The sequence below is a fragment of the Cellulophaga baltica 18 genome (genome assembly GCF_000468615.2).
In the GTDB taxonomy this organism is placed as follows: domain Bacteria; phylum Bacteroidota; class Bacteroidia; order Flavobacteriales; family Flavobacteriaceae; genus Cellulophaga; species Cellulophaga baltica.
The window spans coordinates 1463798-1479468 of record NZ_CP009976.1 but is presented as its reverse complement, the minus strand read 5'-3'; the positions used below and the strand labels follow the sequence as shown (position 1 = coordinate 1479468).

The 15671-nt window shown below is 34.2% G+C and carries 13 protein-coding genes; 10 read left to right on the top strand and 3 right to left on the bottom strand.

Going from position 1 to position 15671, the window contains the following annotated elements; translation table 11 throughout:
- Positions 1 to 29 precede the first annotated feature (29 nt).
- Together M666_RS06240 and M666_RS06235 are read left to right on the top strand one after the other, a co-directional pair.
- Positions 30 to 1022, top strand: a complete 993-nt coding sequence (locus M666_RS06240) for a hypothetical protein (protein ID WP_029447328.1) — start codon at positions 30 to 32, stop codon at positions 1020 to 1022.
- Positions 1022 to 2164 carry a lycopene cyclase family protein gene (locus M666_RS06235; RefSeq protein ID WP_029447329.1) on the top strand — a complete coding sequence of 381 codons (1143 nt, stop codon included), beginning with the start codon at positions 1022 to 1024 and terminating at the stop codon, positions 2162 to 2164. The genes M666_RS06240 and M666_RS06235 overlap by 1 nt, the downstream gene beginning before the upstream one ends.
- Here the strand turns inward: M666_RS06235 and M666_RS06230 are convergent, their stop codons facing one another.
- Entirely contained in the window at positions 2165 to 3139 is a 975-nt protein-coding gene (locus M666_RS06230) for a polyprenyl synthetase family protein (protein WP_024482122.1), read from the bottom strand. It lies immediately after the preceding gene.
- A 154-nt stretch (positions 3140 to 3293) separates the two neighbouring features.
- Here M666_RS06230 and M666_RS06225 point away from each other — a divergent pair, with 154 nt between their 5' ends.
- The 4 genes from M666_RS06225 to M666_RS06210 are packed head-to-tail and all read left to right on the top strand — an operon-like array spanning position 3294 to position 9996.
- Complete coding sequence (locus M666_RS06225; protein WP_024482123.1) at positions 3294 to 3899, top strand: TetR/AcrR family transcriptional regulator; 606 nt, start codon at positions 3294 to 3296, stop codon at positions 3897 to 3899.
- Between the two features lie 37 nt (positions 3900 to 3936).
- Positions 3937 to 5271: a TolC family protein gene (locus tag M666_RS06220; protein ID WP_029447330.1), complete on the top strand. Its 1335-nt coding sequence runs from the start codon at positions 3937 to 3939 to the stop codon at positions 5269 to 5271.
- 39 nt (positions 5272 to 5310) lie between these two features.
- On the top strand, positions 5311 to 6480 hold the full coding sequence (locus tag M666_RS06215) for an efflux RND transporter periplasmic adaptor subunit (RefSeq protein ID WP_029447331.1): 1170 nt from the start codon (positions 5311 to 5313) through the stop codon (positions 6478 to 6480).
- A gap of 12 nt (positions 6481 to 6492) precedes the next feature.
- Positions 6493 to 9996 (top strand): efflux RND transporter permease subunit, encoded by a 3504-nt coding sequence (locus M666_RS06210; RefSeq protein WP_029447332.1) that lies wholly within the window; start codon positions 6493 to 6495, stop codon positions 9994 to 9996.
- Between the two features lie 304 nt (positions 9997 to 10300).
- On the opposite strand, the gene M666_RS06205 is transcribed toward M666_RS06210, so the two are convergent.
- Positions 10301 to 10651: a toxin-antitoxin system YwqK family antitoxin gene (locus M666_RS06205; RefSeq protein WP_024482127.1), complete on the bottom strand. Its 351-nt coding sequence runs from the start codon at positions 10649 to 10651 to the stop codon at positions 10301 to 10303.
- 241 nt (positions 10652 to 10892) lie between these two features.
- On the opposite strand from M666_RS06205, the gene aspS reads away from it, so the two are divergent.
- The 4 genes from aspS (at position 10893) to M666_RS06185 (ending at position 15026) form a co-directional block, all read left to right on the top strand.
- On the top strand, positions 10893 to 12647 hold the full coding sequence (gene aspS / locus M666_RS06200; RefSeq protein WP_029447333.1) for an aspartate--tRNA ligase: 1755 nt from the start codon (positions 10893 to 10895) through the stop codon (positions 12645 to 12647).
- Positions 12648 to 12683: 36 nt separating this feature from the next.
- Positions 12684 to 14477, top strand: coding sequence for a chloride channel protein (locus M666_RS06195; protein ID WP_029447334.1), 1794 nt, complete (start codon positions 12684 to 12686; stop codon positions 14475 to 14477).
- A gap of 8 nt (positions 14478 to 14485) precedes the next feature.
- Entirely contained in the window at positions 14486 to 14743 is a 258-nt protein-coding gene (locus M666_RS06190; RefSeq protein ID WP_024482130.1) for a hypothetical protein, read from the top strand.
- Between the two features lie 88 nt (positions 14744 to 14831).
- Positions 14832 to 15026 (top strand): cold-shock protein, encoded by a 195-nt coding sequence (locus tag M666_RS06185; protein WP_024482131.1) that lies wholly within the window; start codon positions 14832 to 14834, stop codon positions 15024 to 15026.
- A 61-nt stretch (positions 15027 to 15087) separates the two neighbouring features.
- Here the strand turns inward: M666_RS06185 and M666_RS06180 are convergent, their stop codons facing one another.
- Complete coding sequence (locus M666_RS06180; RefSeq protein WP_029447335.1) at positions 15088 to 15537, bottom strand: nucleoside deaminase; 450 nt, start codon at positions 15535 to 15537, stop codon at positions 15088 to 15090.
- Between the last annotated feature and the right edge of the window lie 134 nt (positions 15538 to 15671).

The following is a 15671-nucleotide window of genomic DNA, read 5'->3' as shown; positions in this document are numbered from 1 at the left end:
ATTGGTATCTTTGAAAAAAATAGCTAATAATGAAACCTACATTTTACCTAATTATCTTTTTGATTGTTTTTAGCACCCAGGCACAAACCTCTAATAGCGAAATTGTAGCTATAGGTCCAGATGAAGAAAAAGAAATCTTGATTCCCGCTTATGAGAATGATGTGGTTACTATAAGTATAACACCTAAGAGTAAAAAAGCAAAAAAGAACAATTTTCTACTATACCAATACCCGAGCAAATTATTAGTAAAGGTAGAGGGCGAGAAAACCTTCTCGCAAACCATTACAATTTCTAACAACGGTATTTATAAGTTAGTTCTTAGAAATAATAATTCTAAGCTTAGTGATTATCAGCTTAACTATGAAATAGTATCCTCGCGGAAAAAGAAACCACAAATAGGCTATAAAGTAAAAAAAGATACTACCTACGGTTTTCCTACAGAGCGTTTGGTAGATAAGAAAAAACTAGAATCTGTTTCTATTCAAAATGAGAAGTTTTATTTGAATAGCACCTCCAACGCATTATTAAAAGGTGGTAAAAATAGAATTATTATGCCCGTAAGTTTACCAAAAAACACGGTAGAATGGTATTATGTATTTAGCGCCTCAAGAGAAGAAAATGACATAAAAAACACCTTGTCATCATTTAATTTTGCATCACAACTTACAAAGTTTATCAAAGAAGATAATGAAATACAGAGTGCAGTAAGCAATTTAAATCCTCCTCCTGGAGCTAATATTTGCGATATCTATGTGATAAATTCTGATAAAGATGCCGAATTATTTAAAGAAAAAGAAGATTTCAAATCTAATTTAGAAGGTACTCGTGAAAATTTCAAGTCTGGTATTGTAAAAGTATCTACAACAGATAAAAGCTACTTAGGCATCAGAAACCCTGATAATATTTATGGAATACATATAGCTATTGAAATAATAGCTTTGGTAGCAAAAACAGAAAAAGTAAAAGAGACTGTAAATATTCCAATCATTAAAAGTTACCAGATACCCTATTTAATAGACTAATGAATTCTTTTGATTACATAATCATTGGTGCAGGAGCAGCTGGTTTATCGTTAGCGAATGCTATGGGTAAGGATTCTTTTTTTTCTAAAAAGTCTATTTTACTTCTCGATAAAAATGCTAAGCAAACTAATGATAGAACATGGTGTTTTTGGGAAAAAGGTGAAGGAGATTTTGATGATATTCTACATAAAAAATGGAGCTCAATACAATTTGCTGGACAGCAGATTGATCAAAGATATCCGATTGCGCCCTATGAGTATAAAATGATTCAAGGGTTAGATTTTTACGCCTATATGTTCAAAAAGTTGGATGAATATCCGAACATTACTTTTTTAAACGAAGAGGTGATATCTGTAATTAATACTGCCACCGTTAATACGGTAAAGACTGCAAATAACACTTTTATAGCCGCTACCCTATTCAATAGTATCTTTGATTATAAAGAAGCTTTACAGCAGCAAAAATATCCTGTTTTACAACAGCATTTTATTGGTTGGTTTATTAAAACAGAGCAGCCTGTATTTGATCCTAAAGTGGCTACATTTATGGACTTCTCAATTCCTCAAAGAGGAAATACGCGTTTTATGTATCTGTTACCAACCACAGCACATGAAGCGTTAATTGAATACACTTTATTTTCTGAGCACTTATTAAAGGCATCTGAATATGAAGAGGCAATAAAAAAATACATCTCCCAGAAAATTGGAGTAAATAACTATGAAATTGTAGAAAAAGAACAGGGCAGTATCCCTATGACTTCTTATAATTTTACAAGCAAAAATACTTCGAAACAAATATTCATTGGTACCGCTGGCGGATGGACAAAAGCGAGTACCGGCTACACTTTTAAAAGCACACAGAAAAAAGTAACCTTATTAATCCAACATTTGAAAGATCAAAAGCCACTTCAAAATTTTGGAAGAAGAGATAAATTTTGGTTTTATGACCTTTTACTGCTAGATATTCTACACCGCAGAAATGATCTTGGTCAGTCTATCTTTGAGGCGCTCTTTAAGAATAGAAAACCACAACTCATCTTCAAGTTTTTAGATGAAGAAACAAACCTTTTAGAGGATGTAAAATTTATTTCCGCACTTTCTCCTATGCCATTTATTAAAGCCTTGCTACGTCGTATCTTTTAATTATACCTTTCGTTGCATTAAACTTTCTCCAAATTTCTTAAGAAGCAATTTCTTTTCTTCAGAAATCTCTAATTTGGTCAACACCACAAAAGCCTTTTCAGTATAGATAGCTATTTCTTCTTGAGTACGTTCTGCAGCACCGCTGTCTATAAAAATACTTTTTACTGTTTCAATTTTTTCGGTAGCATCTGCAGGTTGTATTGAAAATAAATGCTCTAATTCTTTTACTTGTTCTGGAGCAGAATGCTCTATTGCTTTTAAATATAAAAAAGTCTTTTTATTCTCTATAATGTCTCCTCCTACTTGTTTTCCAAATGTTTTTGGATCTCCAAAGGCATCTAAATAATCATCTTGTAGCTGAAATGCAATCCCTAAATTTCTTCCAAATTCATAAATACTATTTTGACCCTCTAAAGAAGCATTCGCGATAATGGCTCCCATTTTCATAGCTGCTCCTACCAGAACTGCCGTTTTGTACTCAATCATTTTCAAATACTCCGGAATTGTAACGTCATCTCTAGTTTCAAAATCCACATCATATTGTTGCCCTTCACAAACCTCAATAGCTGTTTTACTAAATAGTTTCGCTAGACTTCTAAATACCTCTCCTTCGTAATTTTCAAAAAGCTGATAGGCATTAATCAACATGGCATCTCCTGAAAGTATCCCGGTATTGATATCCCATTTCTCATGAACGGTAGCTTTTCCTCTTCGCAAGGGAGCATCATCCATAATATCATCATGCACCAGTGAAAAATTGTGAAAAACCTCAACAGCCAAGGCAGCATCTAATGCTTTTTTATAATCTGAACCAAAAATATCAGCAGTCATTAACGTTAAAATAGGTCTCAAACGCTTCCCTCCTAACGCTAAAATATAATTGATAGGTTCATATAAATTAATAGGCTCTTCAAGTTTGGTATGCGCTTCTAAGTAAGCTATAAATTCTTTACGGTAATCTTCTATGCGTTGCATCTGGCAATTTTTTATCAAAAATACATTAAACCTTCCAAATAGTACAAAAGTGTTTCTTAAAGGAAGCTTACCATAAATCAAATGTTAAATTATCGTAAATACTTTGGAAACTTTTTTTGTTTTTAAAGTTTCCGAATTACATTTGCAACCAATTATGAAAGAAAAAGTTTTAGATAAAGCAACTGAAATGTTTTTGACCCTAGGGTTCAAAAGCGTTACTATGGACGATTTAGCCCATGAAATGGGTATCTCTAAAAAAACCATATATGCTCATTATGAAAATAAAACCAAATTAGTAGAAGAGTGTACACTGCAATTATTTTGCTTCATATCAACAGGTATTGATGCTATTTGTACGTTACAAAAAAACCCTATTGAAGAGCTTTTAGAAATTAAGAAGTTTGTGATGCAGCACCTAAAGGACGAAAAATCTTCTCCTCAGTACCAATTACAAAAATATTACCCTAAAATATATGCTTCACTAAGATCTAAGCAATATGACGCGATGCGATCATGCGTCATTAACAATATCAAGAAAGGTATAGACCTGGGTATTTACAGACCTAATCTAAATATCGAATTTGTCTCTAGAATATATTTCACCGGAGTAACTAGTATAAAAGATTTTAGCTTATTTCCGCCAGATTTATTTCCTGTTAATAAACTACAAGATGAATATTTAGAATATCACCTTAGAGGAATTGTAACTCCGGAGGGAAGAAAAGTTTTAAATGAACTTATTAATTCAAATCAAGAATAAAACAAACAATAGTAGAAAACCCAATAACAATCAACGTATGAAAAATCATTTCTTAACCTTCCTAGCCTTACTATACCTTTCTATAGGCATGGCGCAGGAAACTAAAAATAGCTTTACGCTAGATGAGGCTATTAATTTTGCTCTAGAGAATAACTATAGCGCTATTAATGCCAATAGAGATATCGCTGATGCCAAAAAACAAAAATGGGAAACCATTGCTGCTGGCTTACCGCAAATTAATGGAGCCGTTAGTTATCAGAACCAATTGAAGCAACCAATATCTCTGATTCCGGCAGAATTTTTTGGAGGAGAAGAAGGTACTTTTGCCCCTGTAATTTTTAGCGAACCTCAAAGTTTAACAGCAACCGCTACCCTTAGCCAACAAATTTTTGACGGCTCGTATATCGTTGGGGTTCAGGCTACAAAAACCTTTATTGCTTATAGTAAAAACAATCAAGAGAAAACCAAATTAGAGGTTAAAAAAGCCGTAGTACAAGCTTATGGTAATGTACTATTAGCAGAAGAGAGTGTTAAAATTTTAGAAAACAACATTGCTACTTTAGAGAAGAATCTTTTTGAAACAAAGAAGATTTATGAAAATGGATTAGGAGATGAAGAAAGTGTTGAACAGTTACAGATCACCTTATCTTCTGTTGAAAATCAGCTCAAAAATGCCGAACGTTTAAAAATTATTACGCTTCAAATGTTAAACTTAACGATGGGTATTGCAACAGACAGCCATACGTTATTGTCTGACAATTTAGATGATTTGGCGCAACAAGAAACAGATTTAGCCTTTGCAGACACCTCGTTTAATCTCAATAACAATGTAGACTACAAAATGGCCTTAAATCTAAACGAGCAACGTGCTCTAGAGTTAAAGTTACAACGCAGTAAAGCATTACCAACCTTAAATGCTTTTATAAACTACGGTAGTTCTTCCTATAGTGATCAATTTAATTTTTTCAAAGACGAAACAGAATGGTTTGATTATTCCGTTGTTGGAGTAGACTTAAACATTCCTATTTTTAGCTCCCTAAAAAGAAGTGCAAGTACGCAGCGTGCTAAAATTGCTTTAGAGAAATCAAAAACACAATTAACAGAGGCCGAACAGCAAATAAAACTTCAGCTCAAAAAAGCACAAAGTGATTATATTTTAGCTATTGAACAATATGCAACATATAAAGAAAACTTAGCCCTTGCAGAACGCATCGAAAACAAAAATCAGATTAAATATTCTGAAGGTATTGCCAGTAGTTTTGAGCTAAGACAAGCACAACTACAACTATATGATGCTCAAAACACTTATCTACAATCTATGGTAGATGTTATTAATACCAAGACAGAACTAGAGGTAGTTCTTAACAATTAAGCCCATTACAATAAAACAATCAACTAGAAAAAATATACAATGAAAAAATTATTAATTGCAAGCGCAGCCGCCTTCCTACTTGTAGCATGTGGTGGAGATAAAAAGAAGTCAGTTGAAGATGTTATCGCAACTACAAACCCTGAAGAAATTAGAACTAAACGTGCTGAATTGGTTGGAGAGCAACAAACAATTCATGATAAAATTAAACAGCTAGATGAAGCTTTAACGCAATATGATACGGTTAAAAAGGTTCCTTTAATTACCACCATTACTGCTAAAAACGAAGTATTTAATCACTATTTAGAATTACAAGGAAATGTAACTACGAAAGACCTTTTAGTAATTACTCCTGAATATAACGGCATTCTAACTAACATATACGTTAAGGAAGGTCAAAATGTCCGCAAAGGTCAAATCTTAGGAAAAATTGATGATGGTGGCTTAAGTCAGCAAGTTGCCCAGTTAGAAATTCAAGCAGAATTAGCTAAAACTACTTTTGAGCGTCAAAAACGTTTATGGGATCAGCAAATAGGAAGTGAAATTCAGTACCTACAAGCAAAATCTACTTACGAAGCTCAATCTAGAGCAGTAGCGCAATTACAACAACAAATCGCTAAAACAGTTATTAGAGCTCCTTTTTCTGGTACTATTGATGATGTTATTACCGAGCAAGGTAGTGTTGTAGCTGCAGGGCAATCTCAAATAATGCGTATTGTTAATTTAGACCATATGTATATTGAAACAGATGTACCTGAAAATTACATCACCAATGTTTCAAAAGGCAAAAGCGTAGAAGTAGAGTTTCCTATTCTTGGAAAAACAATTAGCACTAAAATTAGACAAGCAGGAGATTTCATTAATCCATCTAATAGAACGTTTAAAGTAGAGGTTGGTATTCCATCAAAAGAATCTGGCGTAAAACCTAATTTAACAGCTCGTCTAAAAATTAATGATTATACAAATGAAAATGCCGTATTAATTCCTCAAAGTATTATTTCTGAAAATGCAGACGGAGAACAGTATGTGTATTTAGTAAGTGATAAAAAAGCGAATGAAGAAGGGGTTGCCAAAAAAATCATTATAAAAACAGGTAAAACTCAAGGTGATGTTATTGAGGTGTTAGAAGGTTTAGAAAATGGTGCTGAAATAATCAAAGAAGGTGCGCGTAGTGTTGAAGATGGCCAAACTGTTAAAGTAATTAATCTTTAAACCAAAAAACGAATGACTAAAAAGAAAAAACAAGTCGAAAAAGAGTTTGGATTATCCTCTTGGGCCATTAACAATAAGACAACCATGTATGTACTTATTGCTGTAATTTTCTACTTAGGTATTGCTGCATTTTTTAGCATGCCTAGAGAGAATTTTCCAGAGGTGAATGAAACTAAAATATACATCAGCTCTGTGTTCCCTGGAAATACCGCTGAAGATATAGAGAAACTTATTATAGATCCTTTAGAGGATAAACTTAAAACGGTAAGTAATGTTGTAGAAATAACTTCTACCTCCCAAGAAGATTACGGGATGGTCATTGTTGAGTTTGACGAAAACATCACTGTAGAGCAAGCAAAACAAAAGGTTAAAGATGAAATAGATACAGAAACTTCTAGTGAAGACTGGCCGACGTTTAATGGTGCCAAAGTAGAACCAGATGTTTTTGAGCTTAGTTTATCTGAAGAAATGCCTATTCTAAATATCAATATTACGGGTGATTATCCAATTGAAAAATTAAAAGAATATGGCGAGTTTTTACAAGACGAAATAGAAAATCTTTTAGAAATAAAAAAGGTAGACATTCGAGGAGCTCAAGAAAAAGAAGTAGAAGTAGCTGTAGATATCTATAAAATGATGGCTGCCGAGGTTACTTTTAATGATATAATTGGTGCTATTAATAACGGAAACGTTACGATGGCTGCTGGTAATTTAATTGCAAGCGGTCAAAGACGTACCATTAGAATTTTAGGTGAAATTGAAAACCCTAATGAATTAGAAAACTTTGTTGTTAAAGCGGAAAGTGGAAACCCTATATATTTAAAAGATGTTGCCACTGTTGCTTTTAAAGAAGAAGACAAAACCACTTTTGCTCGTGAATATGGTAAGCCTGTAGTGATGTTAGACGTTAAGAAACGTGCTGGTAAAAACATGGTTGCTGCTGTAGAGCAAATTCGCGTTATCGTAGATGATGCTATAAAAAATCAATTTCCTCAAGATTTAAAAGTAACGGTTACTAATGACCAATCTTCTGTAACCATCGGTCAAGTAGATGATTTGGTGAACAACATTATTTTCGGGGTTATCTTAGTAGTTACCGTATTAATGTTCTTTTTAGGATTTAAAAATGCCCTGTTCGTAGGTTTTGCAATCCCGATGTCTATGTTCATGTCATTAATGATATTAGGTTGGCTTGGTCAAAGTTTAAATACCATGGTATTATTTGGTCTTATTATGGGGCTAGGTATGTTGGTAGATAACGGTATTGTAGTCGTAGAAAACGTTTACCGTTTAATGGAAGACGAAGGTATGAGCAGAATAGAAGCTGCTAAAAAAGGAATTGGAGAAATTGCTTTTCCTATAATTATCTCTACTGCAACAACAGTAGCTGCCTTTATTCCATTAGGCTTATGGCCCGGAATTATGGGAGAGTTTATGAAAATCTTACCCATAACTTTATCGGTAGTATTGGGGTCTTCGCTATTTGTTGCAATCTTCTTTAACTCGGTATTGGTATCGCGCTATATGACGATTCAAGATAAAGACATGCCACTACAACAAATCATTAAAGTTACAAGCATCGTTGCTGCTGTTGGTATCTTAATTCTACTTGTGGGCGGTGCTTATCGTGGACTAGGAACTGTAATGATTTTTACCGCCGTGATGCTTTGGTTGTATCGTTGGTTTATCCGTAAGTGGGCCAATACCTTCCAAGATAAAACACTAGTAAAATTAGAGAATTGGTATGAACGCCAATTACGCGGTGCCCTTTCCAATAAAATGCCTTACATATTATCTATAGGTACTTTTGTGCTGTTGATCTTATCTTTTATTGCTTTCGGTGCTTCATTAGCTTCTCAACGAACTAAAGTAGAATTTTTCCCAGATAATAAGCCCAATCAGATTATTGTATATATAGAATACCCACAAGGTACTGATATTAAGAAAACCAACGCAATTACCAAAGAAATTGAAGAACGTGTGTACAAGGTTATCAATGACAATCAATATAAAGATGGAGATTATAACTTTTTGGTAGAAAGCGCAGTTTCTCAGGTTGGTGAAGGTGCTGGAAATCCTCAAACAGACGGTGGTTCTTCTGCAGAAATGCCCCATAAAGGGAAAATTACAGCCTCTATGCGCGAATATAAATTTCGTAAGGGAGAAGATAGTGAATTGCTGCGTCAAAAAGTACAAAAAGCCTTAGTAGGAATTTATCCTGGTGTTTTAATTTCTGTTGAGAAAGATGCTGCCGGACCTCCTGCGGGATCTCCAATAAACATTGAAATTCAAGGTGATGATTACAATGAGCTAATTAATACTGCTGAAAAAATGCGAGAGTTTATCAATACTAAAAACATTGCAGGTATTGATGAGTTGAAGATTGATGTAAATAAAGACAAGCCCACCATGCGTGTGGTTATTGATCGTGAAAAAGCTGGAGAATTAGGAATTAGTGCTGCTCAAGTGGGTACACAATTACGAAATTCTATTTTTGGTTCTAAAGCGGGTATTTACAAAGAAGATGGTGAAGATTATGACATCTATATTCGTTTTAATGAAGAAAACCGTTATAATACGAGCGCTTTATTCAATCAAAACATTACGTTTAGAGACAATACCGGACAAATGAAAAGTGTTCCACTTTCTACTGTTGCAAAGCAAGCTAATAATTCTGGATTTAGTGCTATTAAACATAAGGCTACTCAACGTGTAGTAACTGTTTATTCTGCCTTATCTCCTGGATTTACAGATGCCAGTGCTATTGTGGCTCAAGTTCAAAACGAAATGAAAAGTTATGAAGGGCTGCCTTCCAATATCAAAATTGATTATACAGGCCAGATTGAAGAACAAAATAAGCAAATGGCCTTTTTAATGGGCGCCTTTTTTACAGGACTAGGATTAATATTCTTTATTCTTATTTTTCAATTTAATTCTATTTCTAAGCCTACTATCATTATGCTAGCCATCTTTTTAAGCTTCATTGGCGTATTTGGGGGTATAGTAATTACAGGAAGTGCCTTTGTTATTATGATGACCATGGTAGGTATTATATCATTGGCCGGTATTGTTGTAAATAACGGAGTAGTATTGCTAGATTACGCGCAGCTGTTAATTGATCGTAAAAAGAACGATTTAGATTTAGAAGATGCTGATTATTTAGAGACTGAAGACCTTTATGAAAGTATTGTAAAAGCTGGTAAAGCACGTTTAAGACCTGTATTACTAACCGCAATAACGACCATTCTTGGTTTAATTCCTTTAGCAATAGGTTTAAACATTAACTTCTTTACCTTGTTTGCAGATTTTAATCCAAACATATACATGGGGGGTGATAATGTTATCTTTTGGGGACCTTTAGCGTGGACCGTTATTTATGGTTTATTAATAGCCACTTTCTTAACCTTAATTTTAGTACCCGTACTATTCTTTCTCGTTATGAAATTAAAGATGTGGTTGCACACTAAGTTCTCTAGTGACTCAGAAACACCAGCTTTAGAAGAAAACGTATCGTAGCATACACTTAACTAATTGAACAAAACACTCCCTTAAAAGCTGCGCTTTTAAGGGAGTGTTTTGTTTTACATCCTAGTTATTTATAACTGTACGCCATTAAAGCAGTAAGTTCCTTGTAACGAATAACTCTTCTTTTGACACTACTATCCTTAGATTCACAAGATAGCATACATGACTAGCCCTAAAAGGGGATGGAAGATTACTATGGCATACGTAGTTTTAATAAAAAACAAGGAGGTATATCTAGAAACAAAAAAAAGCCCTGATAAAAATTATCAGGGCTTTTACTATATCTTAAATAGTACTATTTGTTACTCACTACAGCTCCTTTTGAGTCTAATTTAGTAACACCAACTATTCTACTATCTTCAAAATCTACTTGTTGTAATTCTTCACCTTTCCAGAAGAACCAAGTACCTGTTTTTCTACCATTTAAATATTCTCCACTAGCAACTTTCTCACCAGCTTCGTCAAACATCGTCCAATCCCCATGTAATTTACCTTTTAGAAATTCTCCAGTTTGTGCTATTTCTCCATTATCATGAAAATACGTAGCAATTACTTTGTTACCATCCTTTGTAAAAGTTGGCTTAGTTTCTTGTGCAGATATGGCAACTGTTAAGAACAGTGCTAAAAAAAATGTGAATGTTTTCATGATATATATTTTTAATATTATTACTCCTTATTTATACTAACGTATCAAATATACAAATATTTTACCTTAAATACTCATTTTATTTACATTAACTTTACATTGCAGCAATAAACAATTGTAAACCAACGCTTTAACACATCAACAATTATAGTTTAATACAAAAATTCAAATATAAATCTGTACTAATTAAATTCTAATAAATAGAAGATACTTACTAAATTTGCCATCAAAATAATTTAGCATGTACAGAAGTCATAGTTGTGGCGAATTAAGAGCCTCAAACAATAATCAAGAAGTTGTTTTATCTGGTTGGGTGCAAAAAGTAAGAGATAAAGGTTTTGTCATATGGGCAGATTTACGCGATCGTTATGGTATAACACAATTAATTTTTGATGAAGAACGTACTTCTAAAGAACTATTAGAACAAGCAAGGTCTCTAGGAAGAGAATTTGTCATCCAAATAAAAGGAACGGTGATTGAACGTTCTTCAAAAAACCCAAATATTGCTACTGGAGATATTGAAGTTTTAGTAAAAGAATTAAAGGTTTTAAACAAAGCTTTAGTTCCTCCCTTCACCATTGAAGATAAAACAGATGGTGGTGAAGATCTAAGAATGAAATACCGGTACTTAGATATCCGAAGAAATCCTGTAAAAAATAACTTAATATTCAGACATAAAGTTGCCATGGAAGTGCGCAAGTTTTTATCTGACGAAGGCTTCATTGAAGTAGAAACGCCATATTTAATTAAGTCTACTCCAGAAGGAGCACGTGATTTTGTGGTGCCTAGTAGAATGAACGAAGGGCAATTTTATGCCTTACCACAATCTCCTCAAACTTTTAAGCAATTGCTTATGGTAGGAGGAATGGATAAATATTTCCAGATTGTAAAATGTTTTAGAGATGAGGATTTAAGAGCTGATAGACAACCAGAGTTTACACAAATAGATTGTGAAATGGCGTTTGTTGAGCAAGAAGACATTCTTAATGTTTTTGAGAACCTTACCAAATATCTTTTAAAAGAAGTAAAAGGCTTTGAAATAGAGAACTTTCCTAGAATGACGTATGACGATGCTATGCGTACATACGGGAATGACAAACCAGATATTCGTTTCGGAATGGAATTCGGTGAGTTAAATGAGGTTGCACAACATAAAGAATTTGGTGTTTTTAACGATGCTGAATTAGTAGTAGGTATTGCTGTTCCTGGTGCTGCTACGTATACAAGAAAAGAAATTGATGCATTGATTGATTGGGTTAGAAGACCACAAGTAGGCGCCAAAGGAATGGTGTATGCTAAATATAACGAAGATGGAAGCTTTAAATCTTCTGTAGATAAATTTTACGATCAAGAAGATTTAGCAAAATGGGCAGCAGCAACTGGTGCTAAACCAGGAGATTTAATCTGCGTACTTTCTGGTGATGCCAACAAGACAAGAACACAACTTAGTGCTTTACGTATGGAGCTAGCAGAACGTTTAGGGCTAAGAAATCCTGAAGAATTTGCTCCATTATGGGTTATTGATTTCCCATTATTAGAATTAGATGAAGAAACAGGGCATTACCATGCGATGCACCACCCATTTACATCCCCAAAACCAGGTCAATTAGAATTATTAGATTCAGATCCAGGTGCGGTAAAAGCTAATGCATATGATTTAGTATTAAATGGTAATGAAATAGGCGGAGGGTCTATTCGTATTCATGATAAAGACATGCAAGCTACCATGTTCAAGCATTTAGGTTTTACTCCAGAAGAAGCAAAAGCTCAATTTGGTTTCTTAATGGATGCCTTTCAATACGGGGCGCCACCACACGGAGGTTTAGCCTTTGGCCTAGATAGATTAGTTGCTATTTTAGGAGGACAAGAAACCATTAGAGATTTTATTGCGTTCCCTAAAAACAATAGTGGTCGTGATGTCATGATTGATGCTCCTGCAAAAATTGATAATGAGCAATTAAAAGAATTACATCTAAAACTAGATTTAAAAGCTTAAATTATAATCCCGAACTATTTCGGGATTCTTTATATAATGGAAAAACTTAAAAAAACTTGGTTTACCATATTTTTGGTTTGGAGGGTAAAGCACATTTCTGAACGCCAGTTTATTTATTTTTTAAGTATTCTTGTAGGATTTACATCAGGTGTAGGCGCTGTCATACTAAAAAACTTAACACACTTTTTTCAGCATTTGCTAGAAGGTAAGCTTGTTAATGACTACCACCAAGCTTTTCTATTCGTGTTTCCTATTATTGGGCTTATACTCGTTTACCTCGTTATAAAATTTATCATTAGACACAAGGTAAGCCATGGGATCCCTTCTACCCTTCATGCGATATCTCAGCATAAGGGTATTATGCGCAAATATCAAATGTTTGGATCACTCCTCACCGCGCCGTTAACGGTAGGTTTTGGAGGTTCTGTGGGGTTAGAAGGACCAACAGTAGCTACTGGAGCCGCTATTAGTTCCAACATTTCTAGGATGTTCCACATGAACCAAACCAACAGGAACCTCTTGATTGGTTGCGCGGCCGCAGGCGCATTGTCGTCTATATTTAAAGCTCCTATTGCTGCCATAATTTTTGCTATAGAAGTTTTTAGTTTAGATTTAACCATAGCCTCTATGCTTCCCTTACTTCTAGCATCTATATCTGCTATTATCACATCCTATTTTTTCTTTGGAGATGATGTATTACTTCCTTTTAAAACGAAAGATGCCTTTGTATTGGCTGATGTACCCTTCTTTATATTCTTAGGAATCATTGCTGGTTTGACCTCTATTTATTTTACAGAAGTATATGATAGAATTCAGAAATTCTTTGACAAGATTGGGTCTCCCATAAAGCGTTTGTTGATTGGAGGAATAGGAATAGGAATTCTTGTTTATTTTATCCCACCCCTGTATGGAGAAGGTTTTGATGTAATAAACAGCCTTGTACAAGGGAACCCTGAAAAAGTTTTAAAAAATAATATTTTCGAATTAGATCTTACCAATGTTTGGATGGTGATTATCCTTTTAATTGGTTTGGTTCTTTTCAAGATTATTGCAAGTGCACTCACATTTGGTGCAGGCGGAGTTGGTGGCATATTTGCTCCTACCCTCTTTATGGGAAGTATCATGGGAAACTGTGTCGCTAAAATTATCAACACCCTCAATCTCTTTGGCAGTAAAGTATCTGAGAGTAACTTTACCTTGGTAGGTATGGCTGGCCTAATGGCCGGAGTATTGCATGCTCCGCTTACCGCAATTTTCTTAATCGCAGAAGTTACGGGCGGCTATGAGCTATTTATCCCATTAATGATCACCGCAGCTATCTCTTATTCCATAACTAAATATGCACACCCACATTCCGTTTACAATATGGAATTAGGAAGAAAGGGCGATTTAATTACACATGATAAAGACCATGCAGTATTAACCTTGATGGATATTGATAAAGTAATTGAAGATAACTTTGCTATTATTCATCCAGAAATGTCTTTAGGAGACATGGTTCATAACGCGGTAGTAAAATCTAACCGAAATATTTTTCCTGTAGTTGACAAGGAAGATAATAGTTTATTAGGCGTGATATTGCTAGATGATATTAGAGCAATTATGTTTAATCAGAAACTATATAATGAAGTTTTTGCTAGTGATGTTATGCATACGCCGCCAGAAATTATAGAATTGGAGAAAGATAAGATGACAGAAATAATGCGTAAATTTCAAGATAGTGGCGCTTGGAATCTCCCTGTTATTAAAAACGGATCTTATATTGGATTTATTTCTAAATCTAAACTTCTTACCGCCTACCGAAGAAAACTAATAAATTTTACAAAATAAAAGGTCTAATGAAATTAAAATATTTTATCTCCCTTGTTTTACTAGCTTCCTTAGCATCAATCATCTATGGTTTTACTATAAAAGAAACCCAAGTTGCATTTGCGCATAAATGTATTGGCCTAGGCACAGTGGGAATTTTTTTAGTTGCTATGCCTTTATTTCTTATTAAAGAAAGCAAGGGGAAAAAAGTAAAAGACTACATGCTCACTGAGGAAAATATCCTTAAAATGCAAGGTAAAAAGCCCAAAAAGACTGATAACCAGTAGTCTATAAGGCTGTTTTTTTGTTCCGAATTGTAAGAAATTCGTAAAAAAGTATACATTTGTATATAATATTATTTTAATTTTTATACAAATGACTGGAACAGTAAAATTTTATAATGTATCTAAAGGCTACGGATTCATTACCAACGACAACACAGGAAAAGACATTTTTGTTCATGCAACTTCATTAAATGGTGCTGAACTTAACGAAGGAGATCAAGTAGAATACGAAGAAGAGGAGGGCAAAAAAGGTATTGTCGCAGGACAGGTACAAGTAATAGGCTAATCCCAACGTATTTTTAAAAAAATTAATAAGCTCTAAGTATTGCTCTTGGAGCTTTCTTATTTTAATTAAGATTTCTTCTTTGGGCAAAAAATCGCTTTAAAAGTGCAGAAGCTTCCGCTTCCAATATACCCCCTTCTATTTTAGTTTTAGGATGTAAGGTGGTCCCCATGGCCCCGCAACCGCGATTTACATCTGTTGCTGCATATACAATTTTAGAAATCTGACTCCAGTACAAAGCTCCTGCACACATTTGACAAGGTTCTAGGGTTACATATAAAGTACATTCTTTAAGATATTTACCTCCTAAGAAGTTAGCCGCTGCCGTAATTGCCTGCATCTCTGCATGTGCCGTAACATCATTGAGTTGCTCTGTTAGGTTATGTGCTCTAGCAATTATCTTATCTTGGATTACAATGACAGCTCCTACAGGGACCTCTCCCTTTTCAAAAGCATATTCTGCCTCTTGCAAGGCTTTTTTCATGTAGTAAGTATCATCAAAAGGTGCTATCATAAGTCAAAAGTATTAAAAGATAATTATTCAAGAACTATTTGAAGTTAAAACCTAAAAAGTAAGGAAAGAATTCAAATTAAAACATATAGTGCATAATTCAATCAAAATCTAACTGAAAGAGTATCGCAAAATAG

What these genes read in the sequence shown, in the direction of transcription:
- M666_RS06180 (WP_029447335.1), bottom strand. Translation starts at nt 15,537, where the DNA reads ATGATAGCACCTTTTGATGATACTTACTACATGAAAAAAGCCTTGCAA.
- M666_RS06235 (WP_029447329.1), top strand. Translation starts at nt 1,022, where the DNA reads ATGAATTCTTTTGATTACATAATCATTGGTGCAGGAGCAGCTGGTTTA.
- M666_RS06205 (WP_024482127.1), bottom strand. Translation starts at nt 10,651, where the DNA reads ATGAAAACATTCACATTTTTTTTAGCACTGTTCTTAACAGTTGCCATA.
- M666_RS06190 (WP_024482130.1), top strand. Translation starts at nt 14,486, where the DNA reads ATGAAATTAAAATATTTTATCTCCCTTGTTTTACTAGCTTCCTTAGCA.
- M666_RS06220 (WP_029447330.1), top strand. Translation starts at nt 3,937, where the DNA reads ATGAAAAATCATTTCTTAACCTTCCTAGCCTTACTATACCTTTCTATA.
- M666_RS06215 (WP_029447331.1), top strand. Translation starts at nt 5,311, where the DNA reads ATGAAAAAATTATTAATTGCAAGCGCAGCCGCCTTCCTACTTGTAGCA.
- M666_RS06195 (WP_029447334.1), top strand. Translation starts at nt 12,684, where the DNA reads ATGGAAAAACTTAAAAAAACTTGGTTTACCATATTTTTGGTTTGGAGG.
- M666_RS06225 (WP_024482123.1), top strand. Translation starts at nt 3,294, where the DNA reads ATGAAAGAAAAAGTTTTAGATAAAGCAACTGAAATGTTTTTGACCCTA.
- M666_RS06230 (WP_024482122.1), bottom strand. Translation starts at nt 3,139, where the DNA reads ATGCAACGCATAGAAGATTACCGTAAAGAATTTATAGCTTACTTAGAA.
- aspS (WP_029447333.1), top strand. Translation starts at nt 10,893, where the DNA reads ATGTACAGAAGTCATAGTTGTGGCGAATTAAGAGCCTCAAACAATAAT.
- M666_RS06185 (WP_024482131.1), top strand. Translation starts at nt 14,832, where the DNA reads ATGACTGGAACAGTAAAATTTTATAATGTATCTAAAGGCTACGGATTC.
- M666_RS06240 (WP_029447328.1), top strand. Translation starts at nt 30, where the DNA reads ATGAAACCTACATTTTACCTAATTATCTTTTTGATTGTTTTTAGCACC.
- M666_RS06210 (WP_029447332.1), top strand. Translation starts at nt 6,493, where the DNA reads ATGACTAAAAAGAAAAAACAAGTCGAAAAAGAGTTTGGATTATCCTCT.